Raw genomic sequence first — 22,418 nt, 5'->3', positions numbered from 1 at the left:
CACCTTTCTTTTCGACAAATATCGACATTGAATCTATTCAACAAAAAGACGAGGATACAATCCCTCGTCTTTTTTCATTACTTTTCCTCAAATAATAATGCTTCTAATTCATTTAATTTCTCTTCAAATACTTGTAGCGCCTCTTTTACTGGTTCAGGAGATGCCATATCTACTCCTGCTTTTTTCAGCACTTCAATTGGATAATCAGAGCTTCCTGCTTTTAAGAACTCATTAATATAACGTTCTACTGCTGGTTGTCCTTCTTCTAAAATCTGTTTAGATAGAGCTGTCGCTGCACTAAATCCTGTTGCGTATTGATATACGTAATAGTTGTAGTAGAAGTGTGGGATACGAGACCATTCTAAACCAATCTCTTCGTCGATTACTAAAGCTTCACCGAAATATTTCTTATTTAAATCATAGTAAATTTCCGTTAACATGTCTGGCGTAACAGCATGTCCTTCTTGTACTTTCTTATGAATAATATGTTCAAACTCTGCAAACATCGTTTGACGGAATACAGTACCACGGAACCCTTCTAAATAATGATTTAATAAATATAGACGCTCTTTCTTATCTTCTGTCGTTTTTAATAAATAATCATTTAGAAGCGCTTCATTACAAGTAGATGCCACTTCTGCTACGAAGATGGAATAATCACCATATACGTGCGGTTGTGTTTTTCTTGTATAGTAACTATGCACCGAATGACCAAACTCATGAGCAAGTGTAAATAAATTATTTACATTATCATGCCAGTTCATTAAAATATACGGATTTGTTCCATATGCACCAGATGAATATGCCCCGCTTCGTTTTCCTTTATTCTCATACACATCTACCCAGCGATTTTCATATGCCTCTTTCAAAATATCAACATATTCATCACCAAGTACGTTTAAAGATTTTAATAAAAGGTCTTGCGCTTCTTCGTATTTCACATTCATTTTCACTTCTGGTACAAGTGGTGTATATAAATCATACATATGAAGCTCATCAAGTCCTAGTGCACGCTTACGAATATCGATGTAACGGTGTAATAAATGTAAGTTGTCATTTACTGTTTCAACGAGTTGATCGTATACTGCTTCCGGAATATTATTATTGCTCAGTGCAGCTTGGCGAGCAGAATCATATTTACGAACACGCGCATTGAAATTATTACGTTTTACTGCTCCGCTTAACGTACTTGCGAATGTGTTTTTAAATTTTCCGTACGTTTCATATACAGCTTTAAATGCATCTTTGCGAACACGAGGATCATCACTTTCTAAAAACTGAATGTAACGGCCATGTGTAATTTCTATTTCTTCTCCGTCTTCCCCTTTAATAGATGGGAATTTTAAATCCGCGTTATTCAACATACCGAATGTATTGCTTGATGAACTCATTACTTCAGATGCTTCCGCTAATAAAGCTTCCTCAGCTTCTGATAATACGTGCGGGCGTTGACGTGTAATTTCTTCTAATGCATGTTCATATACACTTAAATCTCTATTTTCCTTCAAGAATGTTTGCAGTGTATCTTCTGAAATCGATAAAATTTCAGGCACAATATACGCTGTGCTACTAGATACTTGTGAATATAAATTTGTTGCACGATCATTTAATGCTTGATATACAGAGTTTGTTGTATCTTGATCGTAACGCATATGAGCATATGTATATAACTTACCTAATCGCATTGATATTTCATCTTCATATTGCAATGCCTCAAGTAAATTGTCCGCAGAGTCACCAAGTTTCCCTTTAAATTCAGTTAACTTCGGTAATAGCTCTTTAATAGCTTGGAATTCTTTTTCCCATTCTGCATCCGTTTGGAAAATATCTTCTAATCGCCACGTACTTGCTTCTTCAATCTCGTTGCGATCTGGTAATGCTTTCGCTTTGTTTTGTTCAGACATTCTTTAAGCCCTCCTTTAAATATCTCTACTTAAGTACAATTCGTTTTTTTCTTATGTAATTCCTTCACAATCATTCTTTATTATATCCGCTTTTCCTCCTCTCATGTTAAAATTTGCCTCAAATAAAGATAGCGCATGTATTAAGCAAATCTCATCATGTTTCATAATTTCCTCCTCTGTTTTTAACATCACGGCATCCCTTATTTTTCGGTACGTATAAGTTCCCTCTTTACGTAAAACACCTATATAGCATAAAAATGTCATATATTCAGTAACTGCCATTTTCCATATGTGCTGCGAAAAGTACGGAAGTATCCGCCTTTTCGTATACCTTTTTACATAACTACACACGTATTGAAGAGAAATACACTCTCCCACTGCAAGCTCTCCTATACACTTCATATATAGAAAAGCTTGCCATATAAATGGGTTTGTTTGAAAAGCAAATGCAGAAGGGAGTGGAACACCAATTTCAGAAGGAAAGCTCGCTGGGGTACATTTAAATTGATATAAGAGGCGTAATAATGACTTATAATTATAATTCCAAATCGGTAAGGCATTTTGGCGAAAGTTTTTCTTTCTCTTCTTCCACTCTTCACCCAATCTTTCTTTCCCGAAAGGAACAGGAGAAAAAAGCATTTCAAAAGTAGTCGCATCAGTTGGTAAATATATAGTATGTGAGAAAAAAACATTTGTAGAAAAGGGAGTGACAAATGCACATTTCATAAATGATTTTTGTTTCGGACAGAAGAAAATAAGAAGTGGCTGAGGATAAGATTGTAAGGAGAAAGCCATAAGTGAGGAAAATTTCATCCAATATGCAGATTGCTTTTTCAATTGATTTCCACCAACGATCCAAATGACCTGTATACCAGCTTGCCAATACGAATATGTTCTTTTGTACAGCTGCTCTATAGCGAGGTTTGCACATTGGTATTCAATTGCAATTTTTCTACCCGCCCTCTCTACAAAAACATCTGGTCGTTGCTTAATTTCTGGGAGGTAGTACTCTATATCCACCTGAAAGTTTTGACGTTTGAACCATCTATATAACAATTCTTTACCATGCATATGATACTTTGATTCCGCTTCATAAAAGGCAAGACATGAATCCACTTTTTTATGAGCAAAATGCCAACTTTTTTGTTTCCCTAATTTCATTTGCACTTCCTTTCCGCAAGCTACACAAAAGAATCGTTCTTGTTGACGCATACGGCGCAAAAGCTCTTCATTACAATTATAGAGTAAATGAATTTTTTCACCGTTTTCTCTTTTAGCGATAAATATCGTAATCACACCCTTTCAGCTCCTTATATTCTACAATTTGTTACAAATTCCTTTTAAAAAAGAGATGTCCCAATTTCGGACATCTCTTTTTATAATAAAGGTGATAATAATCGGTACGTTGATTCAACAATTCGTCTATGAAGACGTCTTTTATGAAAATGATCACCATGAATTTCACTTGATTCTTCTAAATCATCTTTAAAGTCTTGAACAAGTTTTCGAATGCTATCTGTATCATATAAAAAGGCATTTACTTCAAAATTCAAATGAAAACTTCTCATATCCATATTAGCTGTCCCAATTGAAGCTAAATCAGAATCAACGATGACAATTTTACTATGAAGAAAACCTTTTTCGTATTCATATATCTTTACTCCTGCATCTAAAAGCTCTGGGAAGTACGATCTCGATGCGTAAAAGACAGTACGCTTATCCGGTTTACTCGGCATTAATAAACGAACATCAATACCAGCAAGTGCAGCAACCTTTAATGCGGATAAAATATCATCATCCGGAATAAAATACGGCGTTGCAATCCAAATAGATTTCCGAGCAGAAGCGATCATTGCGAAATATAAATGCTTAATCGTTTCCCACTTATTATCGGGGCCACCTGCAACTAGCTGCACTCCTCCCCAATGATCACCCTCAACTGCTTTTGCTTGTAAATATTCAGGGGCTAGCACAGCCTCTCCAGTCATATAAAACCAGTCTTGAAGGAAAATAAGTTGTAAACTTTGAACCGCTTCACCACGTAAATACAAATGCGTATCTCGCCAAAAGCCAAAATATTTATTTTTCCCTAAATACTCATCACCGATATTTAATCCGCCTACAAACCCTTCGTTCCCATCAATCACAACAATTTTCCTATGATTTCGATAATTAATCTTATCGTTTAAAATCGGAAAGCGCACAGGAAAGAATGGAATCATTTCTACACCTGCATCGTTTAATTCTTCAATATACGATTTCGATAACTTAAAACTTCCAACCGCATCATATAAAAAGCGAACAACAACGCCTTCTTTCGATTTTTGTATTAAAATATCTTTAATTTCTGTTCCTAATTTATCATCACGCACAATGTAATATTCCATATGAATGTGATGTTTCGCTCGTTTTAACCCATTTAAAATAGCCCGAAACGTTTCATCTCCATTTGTTAATGTCCTCGTTTCAGTTTGAAATGAAATATTTAAAGCTCCTAATCGATCCGCTAAACGAAATAACAGTTCTTGATGCTTATGATTGCGTAAAATTCGTTCTTCGTAATCTTCATGCCCTTTATATTGTAAAAACGCCTGTTCATCAAGTAACGCCTTCTTTTGGAACATTCTTTTTCTTCGAAAATTTTGTCCAAATAATAAATAAGCAAAGAAACCAAATACCGGAAAAATTCCTAAAACAATTAACCATGTAAGTGTTTTAGATGGATGTCGATTTTCTAAGAAAATAACGCAACCAATTAAAAACGCAGATACTGTAAATAAAATACTAATAATACCTAAAATCGAAACATCTTTTATCCCAATCACATCTGAATAAAATGCTACATCAATAAACATACGTAACGAAACAAATAATGCGAACAATAGCAGTATAAAGAAAATCAGCTTTAACGTATTTTTCATCTCTTACCTCCTAACTAAGAAAGCTTTCCTATTCTTCATATAAAAAGCCGATTTCATACTACAGAAATCGGCCTACGTTTTAGCAGGAAAATTATTGCGAATCGTTTCAAGCGCATGCTCTTTCACAATTTGTTTTCCATACTCACTTACACGATGAATTGTTAAAGTTGATTCTTCTCCATATTCTAAAATAATACTTAAAATACGATCGATTTCTTCTTCATCATGTAGCACTTCATCGAATTCCACATATACATAATAGCGGTCCTCAAATGAATACAGCTCATCTTTTATATCTTCAAAGATAAGACGATGACTTAATGAAATGACATCTTCAAAATCATTAAATTTAATTAAAAAGCCAAACGTACCATCTTCATTAAAGTTTGTTCCTGTTTGTTCTTCTACCTCTTCGACTAATTCTTGTTGGAATAATGATTCGATGCCTTCATCTAGAGGAATATCTATAATTTTGTCTACCCCTATCGGTAGTTCCAGCTTTTGTCCGTCCTTTGAAAGCTCTGCTTTCGTGACAAGTACTTCAATCCCTTTATCGACTGCTTGCACTTGAATCCATAACGGTCCATCAATAAAGAAATCGTCATGATCACGAGCTTCGTCCATCATCTCCCAAAAGAGCTCTTCACTTCGTTCGCGATCATACCAAATTTCTTCACGATTAAATCCTCTATCCTCTATATCAATGTACGTAATAAAAAATTTCATCGTATGATCATTAATTCTTTCAATATCCAAAATACAACTCTCCCTTCCTGCTTAGAATTGTTATGAAGGGATTCCCCACTCATATGACAAATCAATAGATTCTTGTACTCTCATTTTATGATAAGATTCTCCAGAATGGAAATAAAATCGATTTATTTTACAAAAATAGTTATATGCCTATCTTTACTCGATAAACTACATAAATATATTATTATAGCGATTTCTTACTTACAAAAAATTTGGACATACATTTCCACATTCCCCCGTACACTGTAATAAAGTGAAACTTCTATTAGAAGAGATTATTTAACAACAACTTTCTTCATCACATACATATAGTTCGCTTATTAAAACATCATAAATGGAGGCAGACGAATGGACTTAGAGTTTTTAACATCCGTACTAATGATTGTCGGTATCGATGTTGTATTAGGTGGTGACAATGCAATCGTCATCGCACTAGCTAGCCGAAATTTACCTGAATCGAAACGAAATAAAGCTATTTTGATCGGTACTCTTTTAGCGATTGTACTAAGAATCATCCTTACTATACTAGCTGTCTATTTACTCGACATTCCATTTCTACAATTGATTGGCGGGGTTTTACTTACATTAATTGCAGTCAATTTATTAACCGATAATAGCAACGATCTTTCTTCTATTCAAGGAAAAACAACTTTATTTCAAGCTGTGCGGACAATTGTTTTCGCGGATCTCGTTATGGGGTTTGATAATGTTATTGCCATTGCAGGTGCAGCTCACGGGAGATTTTTACTCGTCATAATCGGCTTACTCATTTCTATCCCGATTATTATTTGGGGCAGCAAACTTATTTTAATACTTATGGAACGATTTCCATTCCTCATTTATTGCGGTGCAGCGATTCTTGCCTATACTGCAGGAAAAATGGTTACACATGAAGACAGACTTGCAACCTTTTTTCATAACAATCCAAGTTTCACTACAAGCATTCCTTATTTGTTCATTTTCACTATTTTATGCATCGGCTTTATCGTACAACAAGTTCGATTACGCAATGTGAAACATTAAAAAAAACCTTCTACTATATAATAGGTAGAAGGTTTTCATATTATTATAATTAATTTACAAGACGTTGTGCTTCACGTAATTGGAACGTTCTTACTGTACGTGGTAAGAAACGACGAATTTCGTCTTCGTTGTAACCAACTTGAAGGCGTTTCTCGTCAATCATAATTGGACGACGTAAAATCCCTGGATAGTCACGAATCATCTTATATAAATCTTGAAGTGGTAAAGACTCTAAGTTTACATTCAATTCTTGGAAAACTTTCGAACGAGTAGAAATAATCTCATCCGTTCCGCTTTCTGTCATACGTAAAATCTCTTTAATTTCCTCAATCGTTAATGGATCTGAGAAGATATTACGTTCTGTATAGGGAATATGATTTTCCTCTAGCCATAATTTCGCCTTTCTACAAGACGTACAGCTTGGAGAACTATATAATGTTACCATACAAAGCTCACTCTCCTTAAAGAGTACAAATTCTGTACTAAATACAGTTTTAATTTCTAACTTCAGCAATTTTTCGCGATAACTTGTCTTATTGAAAAGTACAAAAATCGCATTTCATGTAAGCAACAACTTATAATAAACAACAATTACTTTTAATAAGTAACTTCTATAATCATTATACAATAGATTTTGCAAGAAATATACAGTAAATTTCCTGCTAGTTGAGAAAACTCTTCCGTGTATTTCACTGCTATGTAACATGATTACGCTCACTTCAGCTGTACTTTAACAATAACTTTTAATCCTTTTACTACTCACTTCTCATAGATTTTTCATATAATATATAGTTATTTATCTATAATCTTCCCTATGAAAAAGAGAACGTTTTCTTACTTTTTCTTGATAAATCAATTAAGAAATGTAAGACTATACAAACGAGAATAAAAAGGAACATTTGTTCTTATTTTAACAAATATCCTCCCTCCTGTCTACACGATTTCTAAAGTAAATTAAATATTTTTCTGACATTTCTTTCTTTTTCATTTTTTATCTCATACAATAAACATACAGACAGGCAAAGGGGGGAGTTTTCAAATGATTGCTTTTTTTATTGATTTTATTACGGTTGCTGCCCTCATCATCGGAATAACAGCATTGATTGGTGTCATTACAAATAGCATCGGCGAAAAGCTCTTTGGTGGAAAAGAAAAAATGAAGTTTGTTAACAAAAGTTTGGATGTACAATCTGGCTGGAACCAAGTTGGCGGAAAAGGCATTTATAAGAAACGAACGTATTAAAAAAAGCAGGCGATCACCTGCTTTTTTTCTTATTTCTCTACTGACGCCCATTTAAAGCTTAAATCGCCGCCATATTTATGGTTATACATATTTTTAATTGAATCTCTTTGTAAATATGCTCTACCACGTTGATATACTGGAACGATCGCAGCATCATCAAGTAACATTTTTTCTGCTTCTAATAAGTTCTTCCAACGAGCATTTACATCGCTTCCATCTTTTTTCGCCTTCATAATGATTTCATCGTATTTTGGATTAGAGTACTTCATCTTATTTTGTGACCCATCTGTTACAAACATATCAAGATATGTAATTGGATCTGGGAAGTCCGCACTCCATCCAGAGAATGACATGACATAATCGCCCGCATCTTCTAATTTTAGTTTTTGTGCGAATGGTTGTTGTTTAATTTTTACTGTTAAACCTGGTAAATTCTTTTCTAATTCACCTTTTAAATATTCACCAGTTTTCTTTGATAACTCTACATCTTCATTTAATAATTCTAATTCGATTTCATTTTTACCAAGTTCTTTTTTACCAGCTTCCCAATATTTCTTCGCTTCTTTCACGTTTGGTTTTACAATATCCCCGTTTACAGCACGGAAATCTTTTTTATCTGGTCCTTTAATGAAGTTATCAGGAATTAATCCTGTTGCTGGCTTAGAACCGTTATTTAATAATGTATCCACGAATGGCTTACGGTCAAAAGCAAGTGAAATTGCTTTACGAATATTTTTATTTGCTAAAGCTGGATCTTTTTGATTTAAACGAAGGAAGAATACAGATGTATCTTCTACTGTTTGGAAATCTGGTTTTCCTTTATATTTATCAATAAACTCCGCTAATAACGACGCTCGATCAATTGCATTTGTTTCATATAAGTTAATTGGCGTAGATGTATCTTTTACAATATTAAAGTTTACTTCTTCAATCTTCACTTCTTTATTGTCCCAATATGACGCGCTCTTTGTCATTTTAAAGCTACGTTCATGTTGCCAATCACTTAATGTAAATGGTCCGTTATAAAGCGTTGTATTCGCTTCCAAACCAAACTTCGTACCTTGCTCTTTCACAAACTTTTCATTCACAGGATAGAAGATTGGATATACCATTAAATCTACAAGGTATGGAATTGAATTATCTAATTCCACTTCTAATGTATAATCATCAATCGCCTTTACCCCTAATTGATCCGGACTCATCTCTTTTTTATTAATTTTCTCTGCATTTTTTATATCATACATAATGTACGCTGATTTCGCAGCTGTATCTGGGTTAATCGCTCTTTGCCATGCGTATACGAAATCTTTTGCCGTCACAGGATCACCATTTGACCATTTTGCGTCTTCACGTAATTTAAATGTATATTTTTTACCATCTTCTGATTTTTGGAATTCCTTCGCTACACCAGGAACTAGCTTATCATCTTTTCCTAAACTGTATAAGCCTTCCATCGTATTACCCATTACTCTTGAAGAAACTGCATCAGCTGATAACGCTGGATCCATCGTTGGAATTTCTTGCGTTTCAATTAAGTTAATAACTTGCTTCGCACCGCTTTTCCCGCTATCCCCTTTTGCGTTCGCTTGCGGTTCATCTTTTTGGTAGCTACATGCCCCTAACATCATGCTCATTGCTACTGTCGATACTACAAAAACTGGCATCTTTTTTTTCATACTTCCACCCTCCATAAAAATGTTAGCCCTTTCATTTTCAAACAGAAAGAAATATATATATGTTCTAATAATTCATATTATACACACAAATATATTTTTTGTATATTTATATTTCTATTTCATTAAAGTTTCCTGTTAAAAAATAAATCTTTGTAAACGTTTCATATTGCTGATTATTCTTACTAAAGTGTTAAAAATAATATTTTTTATATTTTTCTAAATTATCAGAGAAAAACAAATTTTATATCTCATAATACTTTATGTATAATTATCCTTTTGTTTTTATCATAAAATAGCACTCTCTTCATAATAAAAATATGTAGGCTAAAATGAGTGCAAAGGTTAAGAAAGTATGTTACGATACATTTTGCTAAAAATAGATATCGGTAAAGAGGGGACGGACATGGCAGCAATTCAGGCAAAAAACGGGCCTACTGAGAAATTAAGTTTATTCTTATTAACATGGCCTATTTTTCTAGAAGTTTTTCTTTTTATGTTAATGGGAATCGCTGATACTTTCATGTTAAGTGCATTATCAGACGATGCTGTATCTGGGGTTGGTGCAGCGAATCAATACCTCCATATCGCTATTTTGGTACTAGAAGTCATCGGGAACGGCGCAGCTATCGTCGTTTCTCAATACCTCGGTTCCAAACGCTTTATGGAAGCATCTAAAATATCAGCATTAGCCGTCACATTAAATTTAATAGTTGGGCTCGTTATAAGCGCTGGTTTTCTTTTATTTTCGAAACATATGATGCTCGCAATGAACTTACAAGGCGATGTACTAACGTATGCGCAAAACTACTTATCTATCGTCGGTGGAGCCATCTTCCTACAAGCTATTATTAACTCATTAGCCGCAATTATCCGTGTACACGGTTTCACAAAGCAAGCGATGTTTATTTCACTCGGAATGAATATGATTCATATCGCTGGAAACTATGTACTCATTTTCGGGAAATTTGGTTTCCCTGAGCTCGGTGTACAAGGGGCTGCCATTTCTTCTGCTGTCAGCCGACTTATAGCGCTTATTGTTTTCTTCTGGTTACTATACCGCGTTATGGAATATCGTGTAAAATTACAATATTATTTCACCTTATCAAAAGAATATATCGGGAAAATTTTAAAAATCGGGATTCCATCTGCTTTTGAGCAAGTTATGTATCAAGCTTGTCAAATTGTCTTCTTATACTATGCAACATATTTAGGAACGGAATCGTTAGCGGCTAGACAATACGCTACGAACATTTCTATGTTCACTTATTTATTCGCTATTGCAATTGGTATGGGAACAGCCATTATTATTGGCCGCCTCGTTGGTGGTGGCGAAAAAGATGAAGCATACGAACGCTTGTGGAAAAGTGTAAAATGGGCGATTGGTGTAACTTTATGTATGGTCGCTCTCGTTATTACATTCCGTACACAATTAATGGGACTGTTTACAGATAATCCGTACATTATCGGGTTAGGCGCAAGTGTTCTTTTACTAAGTGTACTACTTGAAACGGGACGTACGATGAACATCGTCATCATTAATTCGCTTCGTGCAGCTGGTGATGCAAAATATCCTGTTTTAATCGGTGCATTCTCTATGGTGTTAATGAGTTTACCACTAGGTTACTTTTTCGCCTTTCATTTAGATATGGGGCTCGTTGGTATTTGGCTAGCAATCGCCATCGACGAATGGACACGTGCCATTATTATGTTCTTCCGCTGGAAAAGTAGAGCATGGGAGCGTTATGCACTTGTTAAACCTGAAGAACAAGAGGAGAATGTTTCTGTTCAAGTTCAGTAATTTTGCATATGGATATCACTAATGATACATGAGATTTATATCGGCGATTCTTTAAATATATCGACTGACCGACAAATGTATACAATTCTTTTATATAGTAGAAAAAGAGCCATCCTTCCATAACAGAAGAATGGCTCTTTTTCTTATTGATAAATCTCTTTATATTTCTTGTACTCCGCTTCCGAACATAGTACGAAATGTCCTGGGCGAATTTCACGCATTGTTGGTGCCTCACTACCATAATTATGCTGTGATGGATCATATACGATACGTTTACGATTGCGCTCATAATCTGGATCTGGAAGTGGAATCGCTGATAATAGTGATTTCGTATATGGATGAATTGGATTCGCATATAATTCATCACTTGTTGTTAACTCAACGATTTGGCCACGGTACATTACACCAATACGATCACTAATGTATTTTACCATTGATAAATCATGGGCGATGAATAAGTATGTTAAACCTTTTTCTTTTTGTAACTTTTTCAGTAAGTTTACAACTTGCGCCTGAATCGATACGTCAAGTGCTGAGATCGGCTCATCGGCAATGATAAATTCTGGGTCTACAGCAAGCGCTCGAGCGATACCGATACGCTGACGTTGTCCACCTGAGAATTCGTGTGGGAAACGGTTTGCGTGCTCTTTATTTAAACCAACTGTGTTTAATAGTTCATGAACACGGTCCATGCGCTCTTTTTTACTTTTCGCTAATCCGTGAATATCAATACCTTCTGCGATAATATCCCCTACTGTCATACGAGGATTTAATGATGCGTATGGATCTTGGAAAATCATTTGCATTTTACGGTTGAATTTCTTCAGTTCTGCGCGTGATTTCTTACCATGTACGTTTTCACCATCGAACAATACTTCACCAGCAGTTGCATCATATAAACGAATAATCGTTCTTCCAGTTGTCGATTTACCACAACCTGATTCTCCTACAAGACCAAATGTTTCTCCGCGGTAAATATCAAATGAAATATCATTAACCGCTTTGACAACACCACCACTCACGTCGAAGTGCTGCTTTACATTTTTTACTTCAATTAATTTCTCACGTTGTTTAGTCATGTTGTTCACCTGCTTTCATTTGAAGAATGCGTTTTTCAACGACTGCTGGCGGTTTTACTTCTGGAGCTTGCTCGTGAAGTAACCAAGTTGCCGCATAGTGCGTATCACTTACTTTAAATAAAGGTGGGTCCATTTCAAAATCAATTTTCAGTGCCTGCGGGTTACGTGGTGCAAAAGCATCTCCCTTTGGCGGCTTCAATAAATCTGGAGGCGTTCCAGGGATTGCATATAACTCTTCTTCTGAACCATCTAAACTTGGCATAGATGCGATTAAACCCCAAGTATATGGATGTTTCGGATTGTAGAAAATTTCATCTACAGTTCCAATTTCAACAACTTTACCAGCGTACATAACTGCCACTCGGTCCGCAACGTTTGCTACTACACCTAAGTCATGCGTAATGAAAATGATTGCTGCTTCTGTTTTTTGCTGAATGTCTTTCATAAGTTCTAAAATTTGCGCCTGAATCGTAACGTCTAGCGCTGTTGTCGGCTCATCGGCAATTAATAATTTCGGGTTACAAGCTAACGCCATCGCAATAACTACACGCTGTCTCATACCACCTGAGAATTGGTGAGGATATTGTTTTAAACGAGCTTCTGGATTTGGAATACCTACAAGGTCAATTAATTCTAAAGCAACTTTACGTGCATCTGCTTTACTCATCCCTTGGTGTTTAATTAGACCTTCCATAATTTGATTTCCAATTGTCATCGTTGGGTTTAATGATGTCATTGGATCTTGGAAAATCATCGCGATATCTTTACCGCGTACTTGCTGCATTTCTTTTTCTGTTAATTTCGTTAAGTCACGACCTTCAAATACGATTTCACCATTTTTAATGCGTCCAGGAGGATTCGGAATTAATCCCATTAACGCTTTAGAAGTAACTGATTTCCCTGAACCAGATTCTCCTACAATCGCCAATGTTTCTCCTTTTTTCAAATCAAAAGTAACGCCGCGTACAGCTTGTACTTCACCTGCATGTGTATCAAAGGAGACTTGTAAATCTTTTACCTCTAACAATGTTTTCATCTTTGCCTCTCCCCTCTTTTACTTACGCATTTTTGGATCTAACGCGTCGCGTAATCCGTCTGCCATTAAGTTAAACGCTAAAATTAATATACTGATGACAACCGCAGGGATGAACATCATATGCGGATACGTTTGAATAGATTTATAACCATCATTTACAAGAGAACCTAGTGACGCAAATGGCGGCTGAATTCCTAAACCGATGAAACTTAAGAACGCTTCACCAAACACCGCTGATGGAATTGTAAACATTGTCATTACGATAATAGGTCCCATTACGTTTGGAATTAAATGTTTCACAATTAATTGTGTATTTGTTGCACCTAATGTACGAGATGCTAATACATATTCTTGGTTTTTTAACTTTAAGATTTGTCCACGAACAATACGCGACATCCCTATCCAACCTGTAATCGCCATCGCGAGTGTAATTGACCAAATACCAGATCCCATAATGATTACCATTAAAATAACGATGATTAAGTATGGAATACCGTTAATAATCTCCATAATACGTTGCATAATGTTATCTACTCTACCGCCGTAGAATGCTGAAATACCTCCGTATGCAACCCCAATTACTAAGTCAATTGCTGCTGCTAAAAGAGCGATATATAATGATACGCGTGTACCTTCCCATGTTCTTGTCCATAAGTCACGGCCAAGATCATCTGTACCAAACCAGAAGTACTCTTTAATATCACGTTTTTCATATTGGTCAACACCATATTGATCTGTACCGTCAAATGGTAACCAATGAACATTTTCAATAACTGGAATTTTTGGTGGTAATTTCGCTCGACCTAAATCTTGCTCTTTATACGAGTGTTTACTTACCATCGGTCCAAAAATCGCTAATAGTGCAATGATAACTAATAATACAAGGCCAAGCATCGCACCTTTATGTTGGAATAAACGTCTTCTTACATCTTGCCAAAACGTTAGACTTGGACGGGCAATGACTTCATTATCAACATTATTTTGATTGGCTTGTTGAAATAAATCTGGAGATAATTTTTGTACATCTTTCATCATTTTTTCCCTCCCGCTAAACGAATACGAGGATCAATAATTCCGTATAAAATATCGACAATGAAAATAACTAAAATGAAGATTGCACTATAGAAAATCGTAGTTCCCATAATAACTGTATAGTCATTTAAAGTAATCGATTTAACGAATTGTTCCCCAAGTCCTGGTACAGCATAAATTTGCTCGATAACAAGTGTTCCTGTAATTAATGCCGCAACCATTGGTCCTAAAATTGTTACAACTGGAATTAACGCGTTACGAAGTGCATGTTTGACAATAATAACGCCTTGGCTAATTCCTTTCGCTTTCGCTGTTAAAATGTAATCGGCTTGCATAACTTCAATTAATTCTGCACGAGAGAAACGTGCGATTGTTGCGATAACTCCCATCGATAATGCAATTGTAGGCATTACAGTAAACTCTGGTCCTTTCCAGAATGCTACTGGGAACCAGCCAAGTTTTACCCCTACGAAATATTGCAGTAATGCGGCGAATACGAATGATGGTACCGACATTCCGAGTACCGAAATAACTGTTGCACTATAATCTACCCACGTATTATTACGAAGTGCGGCAACAATACCTAAAATTAAACCGATAAATGTTCCTAATATAATCGCTTGTAAACCTAATTGGGCTGATGGTCCAATACGATCCACAATCATGTCTGTTACTGGGCGGTTATCATATTGGAATGATACCCCTAAATCACCTTTTGCTAGGTTACCTAAGTAACGTGCGTATTGAACTGGTACCGGATCATTCAATCCGTATTTTTCAAGAATGATTTCTTTTTGTGCCGGTGATAGCTTCTCCTGGTTTTTAAGCGGAGAACCCGGAAGTAATTTCATCAAAAAGAAAGTCAGTGTAGTAATTAAAAATAATGTCAAAGCCATGTACACGAAACGTTTTAATACATAACGTCCCATATCAAGCACCTCCCCGTTTTTCTCAAAAGCAATAAGATAGTTTAAAATATTCTTACTTTTATTTTTTTAAAATAAGAGCATATGCCCATCATAGGCATATACCCTTGTAAACGATGGAAAAAAAGATTATTTTTGTTCAACAGATGCCCATTTGTAAGTTAATTTACCACCATAGTTAATTGGGATAATATCTTTTACGGCACCTTTTACTACATACGCTGAACCTTTTTGGAAGATTGGAGTGATAACTGCATCCTCTTTAATTAACATCTTCTCTACTTCTAGAAGGTTGTCCCAGCGAGCTTGTAAATCTTTTGTATCTGTTTTAGCTTTTAGGATTAACTCATCATATTTCTGATTAGAATACCCTGTTTTATTTTGAGAACCATTCGTAACAAACATATCTAAATATGAGATTGGATCTGGGAAATCTGGTCCCCAAATACCAAACGCAATATCATATTGCTGAGAATCTTCTAATTTATTTTTTTGTGCGAATGGTTGCTGTTTAATTTTAATTGATAAACCTGGTAAGTTCTTTTCCATCTCACCTTTTAAGAATTCCCCAACTTTTTTAGCATCTTCATTATCAAAGTTTAAGAATTCTAGTTCGATTTTATCAGTTCCAAGCTCTTTCTTCGCTGTTTCCCAAAGCTTTTTCGCTTCTTTTGGATTTGTTTCAACTAGCTTTCCATTTTCAGCTCGGAAATCTTTTTTATTCGGACCTTCAGCGAAATCTTTTCCAACAAATCCGTAAGCTCCAATTGCACCGTTATTTAAAATAACTTTTGCAATGTTATCACGGTCAAAGGACATTGAAATTGCTTTTCTTAAGTTTTTATTACTTAAGTACTGATTACTTTGATTAAATCTTAAGTAAGCAACCCCTGCTTCTTTTCTTGTTTGGAACTCTGGGCTTTTTCTAAACTTATCAACAAATTCAGACGTTAAAGCCGCTCGATCAATCGCGTTTGTCTCATATAAATTTACATCAGTTGCTGTATTTTTTACAATATTAAAGTTGATTTCTTCGATTTTAACCGTTTTATTATCCCAATATGAAGGATTCTTCTTGAATTGGAAACTTTGTTCATGTTTCCAATCACTCATAACGAATGGACCGTTATATAATGTTGTATTTGCCTCTAAACCAAATTTATCCCCTTGTGCTTTTACAAAGTTTTCATTTAGTGGGTAAAATACTGGATAAACTGTTAAATCGATAAAGTAAGGAACGGGATTGTCTAATTCTACTTCTAATGTATAATCATCAATCGCTTTTACACCTAATTGGTCAGCAGGTAATTCTTTTTTATGAATTTTCTCTGCATTTTTAATATCGAACATAATGTACGAATACGTTGCTTTTGTATCTGGATTTACTGCTCTTTTCCATGAATACACAAAATCTTTAGCTGTTACAGGTTCCCCATTCGACCATTTCGCATCTTTTCTTAATTTAAATATGTATTTCTTCCCATCATCTAGCTTTTCGACATCTTCTGCAACTCCAGGCATTCTCTTTTGATCTTTGCCAATACGATATAAACCTTCCATCGTATTATTTAATGCTGTAGAAGATGAAGAATCAGATGCCAATGATGCATCCATTGACGGAATTTCAGATAACTCTGTTAAATTAAGAATCTGTTTTCCGTTACTACTACTCGTAGCGTTCTCTTTCCCTTTTGCTTTTGCGTCATCTTTTTGGTAGCTACACGCGCTAAGCAACATACTTGCAGTTAAAGTTGATGCAAGTAATAACGGTATCTTTTTCTTCATGTTGTGTTGCCTCCCCTAATTGCACTTCCTGTACCCTCACTTGTTAAAAAGTAGAATTGAAAGAATAATCTCCAAGTTTCTACAATTTTCATTATACATATAATATAACAATTGTGAATATAGTTTTTTGTTTTTTTGTTAAAATTTTTAATAAAATATTTATATTTTTAATTTTTCGTAAAGGGATACATTAACATTGCTACCATCATCTTAAAATCAGACCTTTAATTGCGTATAATTTTCAAAAAATTAATCCTAGTACTTATTATAGCTTTTATAGTATAATAATTCTAGTAATATTTTGACGGAGGGGAATATTTTGAATAAAGTTTTTTTTCATACTTGTATACTAATTTTTATAGCGATGATTGCTTCTAGTATTGGTGCATTCCTCATTTCATCTCAATTTTTGTTGAACTTTGTCAACATTTTGTTTTATATTGCACTGTTTTTTATTCTTATCGGCGGTTTTTTATACATATTTCAAAATGGTTTTTTCAATGTAACCATTTACGCATTCCAAAGAGTATTTGGTACGAACAAAAAGATTGACTCTTTAATTGAAGAAGTCGAGGAACCTACAGATAAGAAAGAACGTATTTATAAAACATATTCATTCAAATGGACATATCCAATTTGTATTACAGGTATCTTCCTTGGGTTGTTCTCGACCCTCATTAGCTTTACTATTTTGATGTAGTTTGCAAACACTATCCCATATGATATAATAATCAGCAAAACATTTTGTTATAAAACTTTAGTTCTTTCATATTAAAAGAGCTCAAGTAACAATAAATAAATTTATATGTATGCGATGATAAAGAAGAGTACATATTGAGGCAATTTCAGAGAGCTTGTGGTTGGTGTGAACAAGTAATTGTACAGTATGGAATGGGCTTTTGAGCACCAAACCGAACCGAAAGTAGTAGGCTTTGGCGTTATATCCAAACGTTATTATGGATTAGAGAGATTTCACAGTAGTGAAATAATTAGGGTGGTACCACGGTCCATTCGTCCCTATAGTTTTTGGGATGAATGGGCTTTTTTGTTTGCCTTCTCTTCCCCACATCACGCATTCTATTTTAGGAGGAATTACTTATGTCAGTTATCTTTTCTGGTATTCAACCAAGTGGAACGATTACACTTGGAAACTATTTAGGAGCAATGAAGCAGTTTACAGAGCTTCAAAATGAACACGACTGTTATTTCTGTATTGTAAACCAACATGCGATTACAGTACCTCAAGATCCCGTCGGGCTTCGTAAAAACATCCGCAGTCTTGCTGCACTTTATGTAGCATGCGGCATCGATCCTGAAAAAGCTACTTTATTTGTACAATCAGAAGTACCAGCACACGCTCAACTAGGATGGATCATGCAATCTGTTGCTTACGTTGGAGAATTAGAACGTATGACGCAATATAAAGATAAAGCTTCTGGTAGAGATTCAGTTCCAGCTGGATTACTTACGTATCCACCATTAATGGCTGCTGATATTTTACTTTACAACACTGAAATCGTGCCGGTTGGTGATGACCAAAAGCAACATATCGAATTAACACGTGACTTAGCAGAGCGTTTCAACAAACGTTACCGCGAAATCTTCACAATGCCTGAAATTCGCATTCCAAAAGTAGGAGCTCGCGTTATGTCATTAACAGAGCCTACGAAAAAAATGAGTAAATCTGATCCGAATCCAAAATCAATGATTAGTATGCTTGATGAGCCAAAAACAATTGAAAAGAAAATTAAGAGTGCTGTAACTGACTCTGAAGGTATTGTGAAATTTGATAAGGAAAACAAACCTGGTATCTCTAATTTATTAACAATCTACTCTTCATTCTCTGGAAAAACAGTTGAAGAAATCGAAGCAATGTACGAAGGAAAAGGATACGGCGACTTCAAAGGCGACCTAGCGCAAGTAGTCGTAGAAGCTATTCGTCCAATCCAAGACAAATATAACGAACTAATCAACTCACCAGAACTAGACGAAATCCTAGACAAAGGTGCAGAAAAAGCAAACCGCGTTGCATTCAAACAACTACGCAAAGTAGAAAACGCAATGGGACTAAGCAGAAAACGTAGGTAACATATAAAGCGGAGGCGGCTCGTTTAGAATGTGAAGGCGCGAAGCCACCGAACATTCTTGCCGCTGGAACTAGATTTCTACAAAATTAAAAAACCGCCAATTGGCGGTTTTTTAATTTACCTTTTGCTCATTTTCCATTTCCCATAACTTTTCAAAAAATGGCTGTCCTTTTACGAGACGCTCGCATAATTGTTCGTGCTTATCAGACCAGCCTGTTTTCGCTTCATCATACAGCTTAGCCCAAATATCTTCAAATTCCATATGTTGAACCATTCCATATGCTGATGGATCCCACTCTGTGAACCAATAGCGAATTTCTGCTGTGTTTTTCGTTGTATGTAATTGATCTAACGCCATAAATAATAATTGTTTTAGCTGTCTTTCTTTACGAGTCAAGCCATTCATAATGAAAGGCGATGGTGATAAAATATGATGTTCTTTTTCTGTTTCTTCTACTTGGAACTCATACTTTTCTGCTTGTACGTTTTCTACCATCTCATATACCATCTGCTCTTGACGTGGTATAAGTCTACTTTTGCGAATTGGTACATTGTAACCAATTGTGTCAATCGCAATAATTCCTTTTCCATCTGTAACAACAAAGCAATACTCTTGCTGCAAACGTTCATGATTTTTACGAATATAAGCCTTATGATGTACGTCTTCCAGCATTTTTTGCGGAAGCTCTAACAATTCGTTCTCGATGTAATGATATAATGTGGCATCTACTTTTAATAATGGCACTTGATCTAATAGCTCAATCGTATCATCTTTCCGCCATTCGTAAAAATGACAAACGTTATACCCATTTTCTTCACCTTCAAACCAATTTACCCATACATCATGTAGATATAACATTCACTACCCCTCACTTCACTACTGTTTGTACCAATCATTATGTTCATTTTTGCTTAACTTTATTCCACTTGAGGAAATATATTCTAATTATTATTTTTTCTTCTATTAATACTAAAAAAACAGGAAATAGAATTCCTGTTTTTTTATATATGAAATGTATTTGCTTTATTCAATATTTCTTTTGCATCTATAGATAATAAAGAAAGTGTATCTTCTCCTTCCAAAGTTACACAATCTTTGACAATATGAAATCCAAGCGCATAGCCAAGCATCTTCGGATAAGAGTGAAAGCCATTTAATAAGATGTCATGTTCCCTTGTTCCTCGTTTTATACTTATTCTTTCATGTACAACATTTTTCCAATAATAAACAGCCTCTTCTTGTGAAAGATACGCCGTCCACGGTGCATTGTTTTTTTCTGTATACCTTTCTGTTACTGCTTGTTCCGCTAGCCCTTCCATAATCATCGTATCAAGTAATGTATATTCTGTTTCTTTCGTCTCAATTTGATGTAACCTGCATATGTGATGATATTCATGCGCCAATAACACTTTTAATTCTTCTACCGAATTCCGCCCACATACGAATAAGAAAATAACATGACGCATAGATAATCCAGCCCTACCGTTATACTCTTCTTGTACAGTTCGATTATAGGAATCTGATAATAAAATAAAGACAGGGACATCTGGACCTTTTAACCAATTTTTCAGTTTATCATACTCCAGGCTCAATTCTTTCCAAATTTCCTTTTCTTCTAATTCTTTAATTTCCTTTTCTCCGCGCATGATCGGGCGATACATCCCTTTTGAAATTAAAAAGCGATACAACCTTTCTTTTGGCAACGGAATATACTTCGTAAATTTCTCACAAAGTTTTTCTGGCCGTCCATAATATAAATGTAACCATTCAGCTGTTTCAACAATCCCCATCTTTATCCCTCCTTTTTCTTATGTATATGCTACAGGAGAAAAAGGCGTAAAAATAAATAAGGAGTTTTTTCGCAATCTATTGCGAAAAAACTCCTTATTTCATCGATTATTTATACGATTTAAATACTAACACTGCGTTATGACCACCAAATCCTAATGAGTTACTTAATACTGCATTTACTTCTTGGTGTCTCGCTTGATTTGGTACGTAATCTAAGTCACATTCTGGATCTGGTGTCTCATAGTTAATTGTTGGAGGAATTACTCCGTCTGTAATTGATTTAATAGAGAAAATCGCTTCAACAGCACCAGCTGCTCCTAATAAGTGACCTGTCATTGATTTCGTTGAGCTAATTGCTACTTTATACGCGTGCTCACCGAAAGTTTCTTTAATTGCCATCGTTTCATATTTTTCATTCGCATCAGTACTTGTACCGTGCGCATTAATGTAATCAATATCTTCTGGCTGTAGGCCTGCATCAGCTAAAGCTTGACGCATTGCACGCACTCCGCCTTCCCCACCAGGAGCAGGCATTGTAATATGGAATGCATCTCCAGTTGCACCATAACCAGCAATTTCCGCGTAAATGTGAGCACCGCGTGCTAATGCGTGCTCTAATTCTTCAAGAATTAGAATACCTGAGCCTTCACCCATTACGAAACCGCTACGGTTTTTATCAAATGGACGGCAAGCCGTTGCTGGGTCTTCATTAAATGTTAATGCTTTCGCTGAGCTAAATCCTGCGAATGCCATACTTGTTAGCGGCGCTTCTGCTCCGCCTGTAATCATTGCATCAGCATCACCACGCTGAATTGCTTTAAATGCATCACCAATTGAGTTTGCACCAGATGCACAAGCCGTTACAGAACAAGTGTTAATTCCTTTTGCTCCTGTTGCGATTGATACTTGACCTGCTGCCATATCTGGAATCATCATCGGCACGAAGAATGGGCTCACGCGGCGTGGGCCTTTCTCAGTAAAAATCTTAAATTGTTCTTCGTATGTTTCCATACCGCCAATACCAGATCCAATCCATACACCAATTCGAGGTCCGTTTTCTTCTGTAATTTCAAGTTTTGCATCTGCAACTGCCATTTTCGCTGCTGCCACTGCATATTGTGTAAAGCGATCCATACGGCGCGCTTCTTTTTTATCAATATATTTCTCGACTTCAAAGTCGTTAATTTCCGCTGCTACTTTTGCTGGAAATAGTTCTGGATCAATTCTTGTAAGTCGCCCGATTCCAGATACACCCTTTTTAATGTTTTCCCACGCTGTTTCAACATCTGTTCCGACCGGTGTAACAGCTCCTAGTCCTGTAATTACGACCCTCTTTTTTTCCATACAAAATACACTCCTTTTT

The 22,418-nt window shown here is 35.6% G+C and carries 19 protein-coding genes and 1 other annotated feature; of the genes, 5 read left to right on the top strand and 14 right to left on the bottom strand.

All coding sequences use genetic code 11. From position 1 onward, the window contains the following. Positions 1–77: 77 nt before the first annotated feature. The 4 genes from pepF to mecA form a co-directional block, all read right to left on the bottom strand. Positions 78–1,904, bottom strand: coding sequence for an oligoendopeptidase F (gene pepF / locus V7S45_RS05910; RefSeq protein WP_342761693.1), 1,827 nt, complete (start codon positions 1,902–1,904; stop codon positions 78–80). A gap of 51 nt (positions 1,905–1,955) precedes the next feature. Further along, positions 1,956–3,200, bottom strand: coding sequence for a competence protein CoiA family protein (locus V7S45_RS05905; protein WP_071740680.1), 1,245 nt, complete (start codon positions 3,198–3,200; stop codon positions 1,956–1,958). A gap of 80 nt (positions 3,201–3,280) precedes the next feature. Beyond that, entirely contained in the window at positions 3,281–4,825 is a 1,545-nt protein-coding gene (locus tag V7S45_RS05900) for a cardiolipin synthase (protein ID WP_000799194.1), read from the bottom strand. Between the two features lie 72 nt (positions 4,826–4,897). Beyond that, positions 4,898–5,581 (bottom strand): adaptor protein MecA, encoded by a 684-nt coding sequence (mecA, locus tag V7S45_RS05895; RefSeq protein WP_000350713.1) that lies wholly within the window; start codon positions 5,579–5,581, stop codon positions 4,898–4,900. A 345-nt stretch (positions 5,582–5,926) separates the two neighbouring features. On the opposite strand from mecA, the gene V7S45_RS05890 reads away from it, so the two are divergent. Further along, positions 5,927–6,601 (top strand): TerC family protein, encoded by a 675-nt coding sequence (locus V7S45_RS05890; protein ID WP_000362607.1) that lies wholly within the window; start codon positions 5,927–5,929, stop codon positions 6,599–6,601. Positions 6,602–6,650: 49 nt separating this feature from the next. Here V7S45_RS05890 and spx read toward each other — a convergent pair whose 3' ends face one another. Further along, positions 6,651–7,046: a transcriptional regulator Spx gene (spx, locus tag V7S45_RS05885; protein WP_000258267.1), complete on the bottom strand. Its 396-nt coding sequence runs from the start codon at positions 7,044–7,046 to the stop codon at positions 6,651–6,653. Between the two features lie 594 nt (positions 7,047–7,640). Between spx and V7S45_RS05880 the strand changes: the two genes are divergently transcribed. Then, entirely contained in the window at positions 7,641–7,844 is a 204-nt protein-coding gene (locus V7S45_RS05880; protein ID WP_000559971.1) for a hypothetical protein, read from the top strand. A 29-nt stretch (positions 7,845–7,873) separates the two neighbouring features. Here the strand turns inward: V7S45_RS05880 and V7S45_RS05875 are convergent, their stop codons facing one another. Next, the gene (locus tag V7S45_RS05875) at positions 7,874–9,520 is read right to left on the bottom strand and encodes a peptide ABC transporter substrate-binding protein (RefSeq protein ID WP_000728609.1); all 1,647 of its coding nucleotides are present in this window, start codon (positions 9,518–9,520) and stop codon (positions 7,874–7,876) included. 352 nt (positions 9,521–9,872) lie between these two features. On the opposite strand from V7S45_RS05875, the gene V7S45_RS05870 reads away from it, so the two are divergent. Continuing rightward, complete coding sequence (locus V7S45_RS05870; RefSeq protein ID WP_002164600.1) at positions 9,873–11,318, top strand: MATE family efflux transporter; 1,446 nt, start codon at positions 9,873–9,875, stop codon at positions 11,316–11,318. 143 nt (positions 11,319–11,461) lie between these two features. Here the strand turns inward: V7S45_RS05870 and V7S45_RS05865 are convergent, their stop codons facing one another. The 5 genes from V7S45_RS05865 to V7S45_RS05845 all read right to left on the bottom strand — a co-directional run bounded on the left by V7S45_RS05865 (position 11,462) and on the right by V7S45_RS05845 (position 17,176). Next, the gene (locus V7S45_RS05865) at positions 11,462–12,397 is read right to left on the bottom strand and encodes an ATP-binding cassette domain-containing protein (RefSeq protein WP_000166348.1); all 936 of its coding nucleotides are present in this window, start codon (positions 12,395–12,397) and stop codon (positions 11,462–11,464) included. Beyond that, complete coding sequence (locus tag V7S45_RS05860; RefSeq protein ID WP_000854346.1) at positions 12,390–13,433, bottom strand: ABC transporter ATP-binding protein; 1,044 nt, start codon at positions 13,431–13,433, stop codon at positions 12,390–12,392. Before V7S45_RS05860 ends, V7S45_RS05865 begins: the two co-directional genes overlap by 8 nt. 18 nt (positions 13,434–13,451) lie before the next feature. Beyond that, entirely contained in the window at positions 13,452–14,468 is a 1,017-nt protein-coding gene (gene opp3C, locus V7S45_RS05855) for an oligopeptide ABC transporter permease (protein WP_000974106.1), read from the bottom strand. Continuing rightward, entirely contained in the window at positions 14,465–15,394 is a 930-nt protein-coding gene (gene opp3b, locus V7S45_RS05850) for an oligopeptide ABC transporter permease (RefSeq protein ID WP_000534167.1), read from the bottom strand. Before opp3b ends, opp3C begins: the two co-directional genes overlap by 4 nt. 126 nt (positions 15,395–15,520) lie before the next feature. Further along, positions 15,521–17,176 carry a peptide ABC transporter substrate-binding protein gene (locus tag V7S45_RS05845; RefSeq protein WP_000727217.1) on the bottom strand — a complete coding sequence of 552 codons (1,656 nt, stop codon included), beginning with the start codon at positions 17,174–17,176 and terminating at the stop codon, positions 15,521–15,523. A gap of 319 nt (positions 17,177–17,495) precedes the next feature. On the opposite strand from V7S45_RS05845, the gene V7S45_RS05840 reads away from it, so the two are divergent. Next, complete coding sequence (locus V7S45_RS05840; RefSeq protein ID WP_001044997.1) at positions 17,496–17,876, top strand: DUF3899 domain-containing protein; 381 nt, start codon at positions 17,496–17,498, stop codon at positions 17,874–17,876. A 105-nt stretch (positions 17,877–17,981) separates the two neighbouring features. Then, positions 17,982–18,198 (top strand) — a binding site (T-box leader). Positions 18,199–18,274: 76 nt separating this feature from the next. Further along, positions 18,275–19,264: a tryptophan--tRNA ligase gene (trpS, locus tag V7S45_RS05835; RefSeq protein ID WP_000110982.1), complete on the top strand. Its 990-nt coding sequence runs from the start codon at positions 18,275–18,277 to the stop codon at positions 19,262–19,264. 111 nt (positions 19,265–19,375) lie between these two features. On the opposite strand, the gene V7S45_RS05830 is transcribed toward trpS, so the two are convergent. The 3 genes from V7S45_RS05830 to fabF all read right to left on the bottom strand — a co-directional run bounded on the left by V7S45_RS05830 (position 19,376) and on the right by fabF (position 22,399). After that, the gene (locus V7S45_RS05830) at positions 19,376–20,122 is read right to left on the bottom strand and encodes a YjbA family protein (protein WP_000966127.1); all 747 of its coding nucleotides are present in this window, start codon (positions 20,120–20,122) and stop codon (positions 19,376–19,378) included. 143 nt (positions 20,123–20,265) lie between these two features. Beyond that, complete coding sequence (locus V7S45_RS05825) at positions 20,266–21,054, bottom strand: DUF2268 domain-containing putative Zn-dependent protease (RefSeq protein ID WP_000513279.1); 789 nt, start codon at positions 21,052–21,054, stop codon at positions 20,266–20,268. A 106-nt stretch (positions 21,055–21,160) separates the two neighbouring features. After that, positions 21,161–22,399, bottom strand: coding sequence for a beta-ketoacyl-ACP synthase II (gene fabF / locus V7S45_RS05820; RefSeq protein ID WP_000412656.1), 1,239 nt, complete (start codon positions 22,397–22,399; stop codon positions 21,161–21,163). Positions 22,400–22,418 lie beyond the last annotated feature (19 nt).

Origin of the sequence: Bacillus sp. BR3(2024), assembly GCF_039134555.1 — a bacterium.
GTDB lineage: Bacteria > Bacillota > Bacilli > Bacillales > Bacillaceae_G > Bacillus_A > Bacillus_A cereus.
This window is presented reverse-complemented; position numbering and strand designations above follow the sequence as displayed.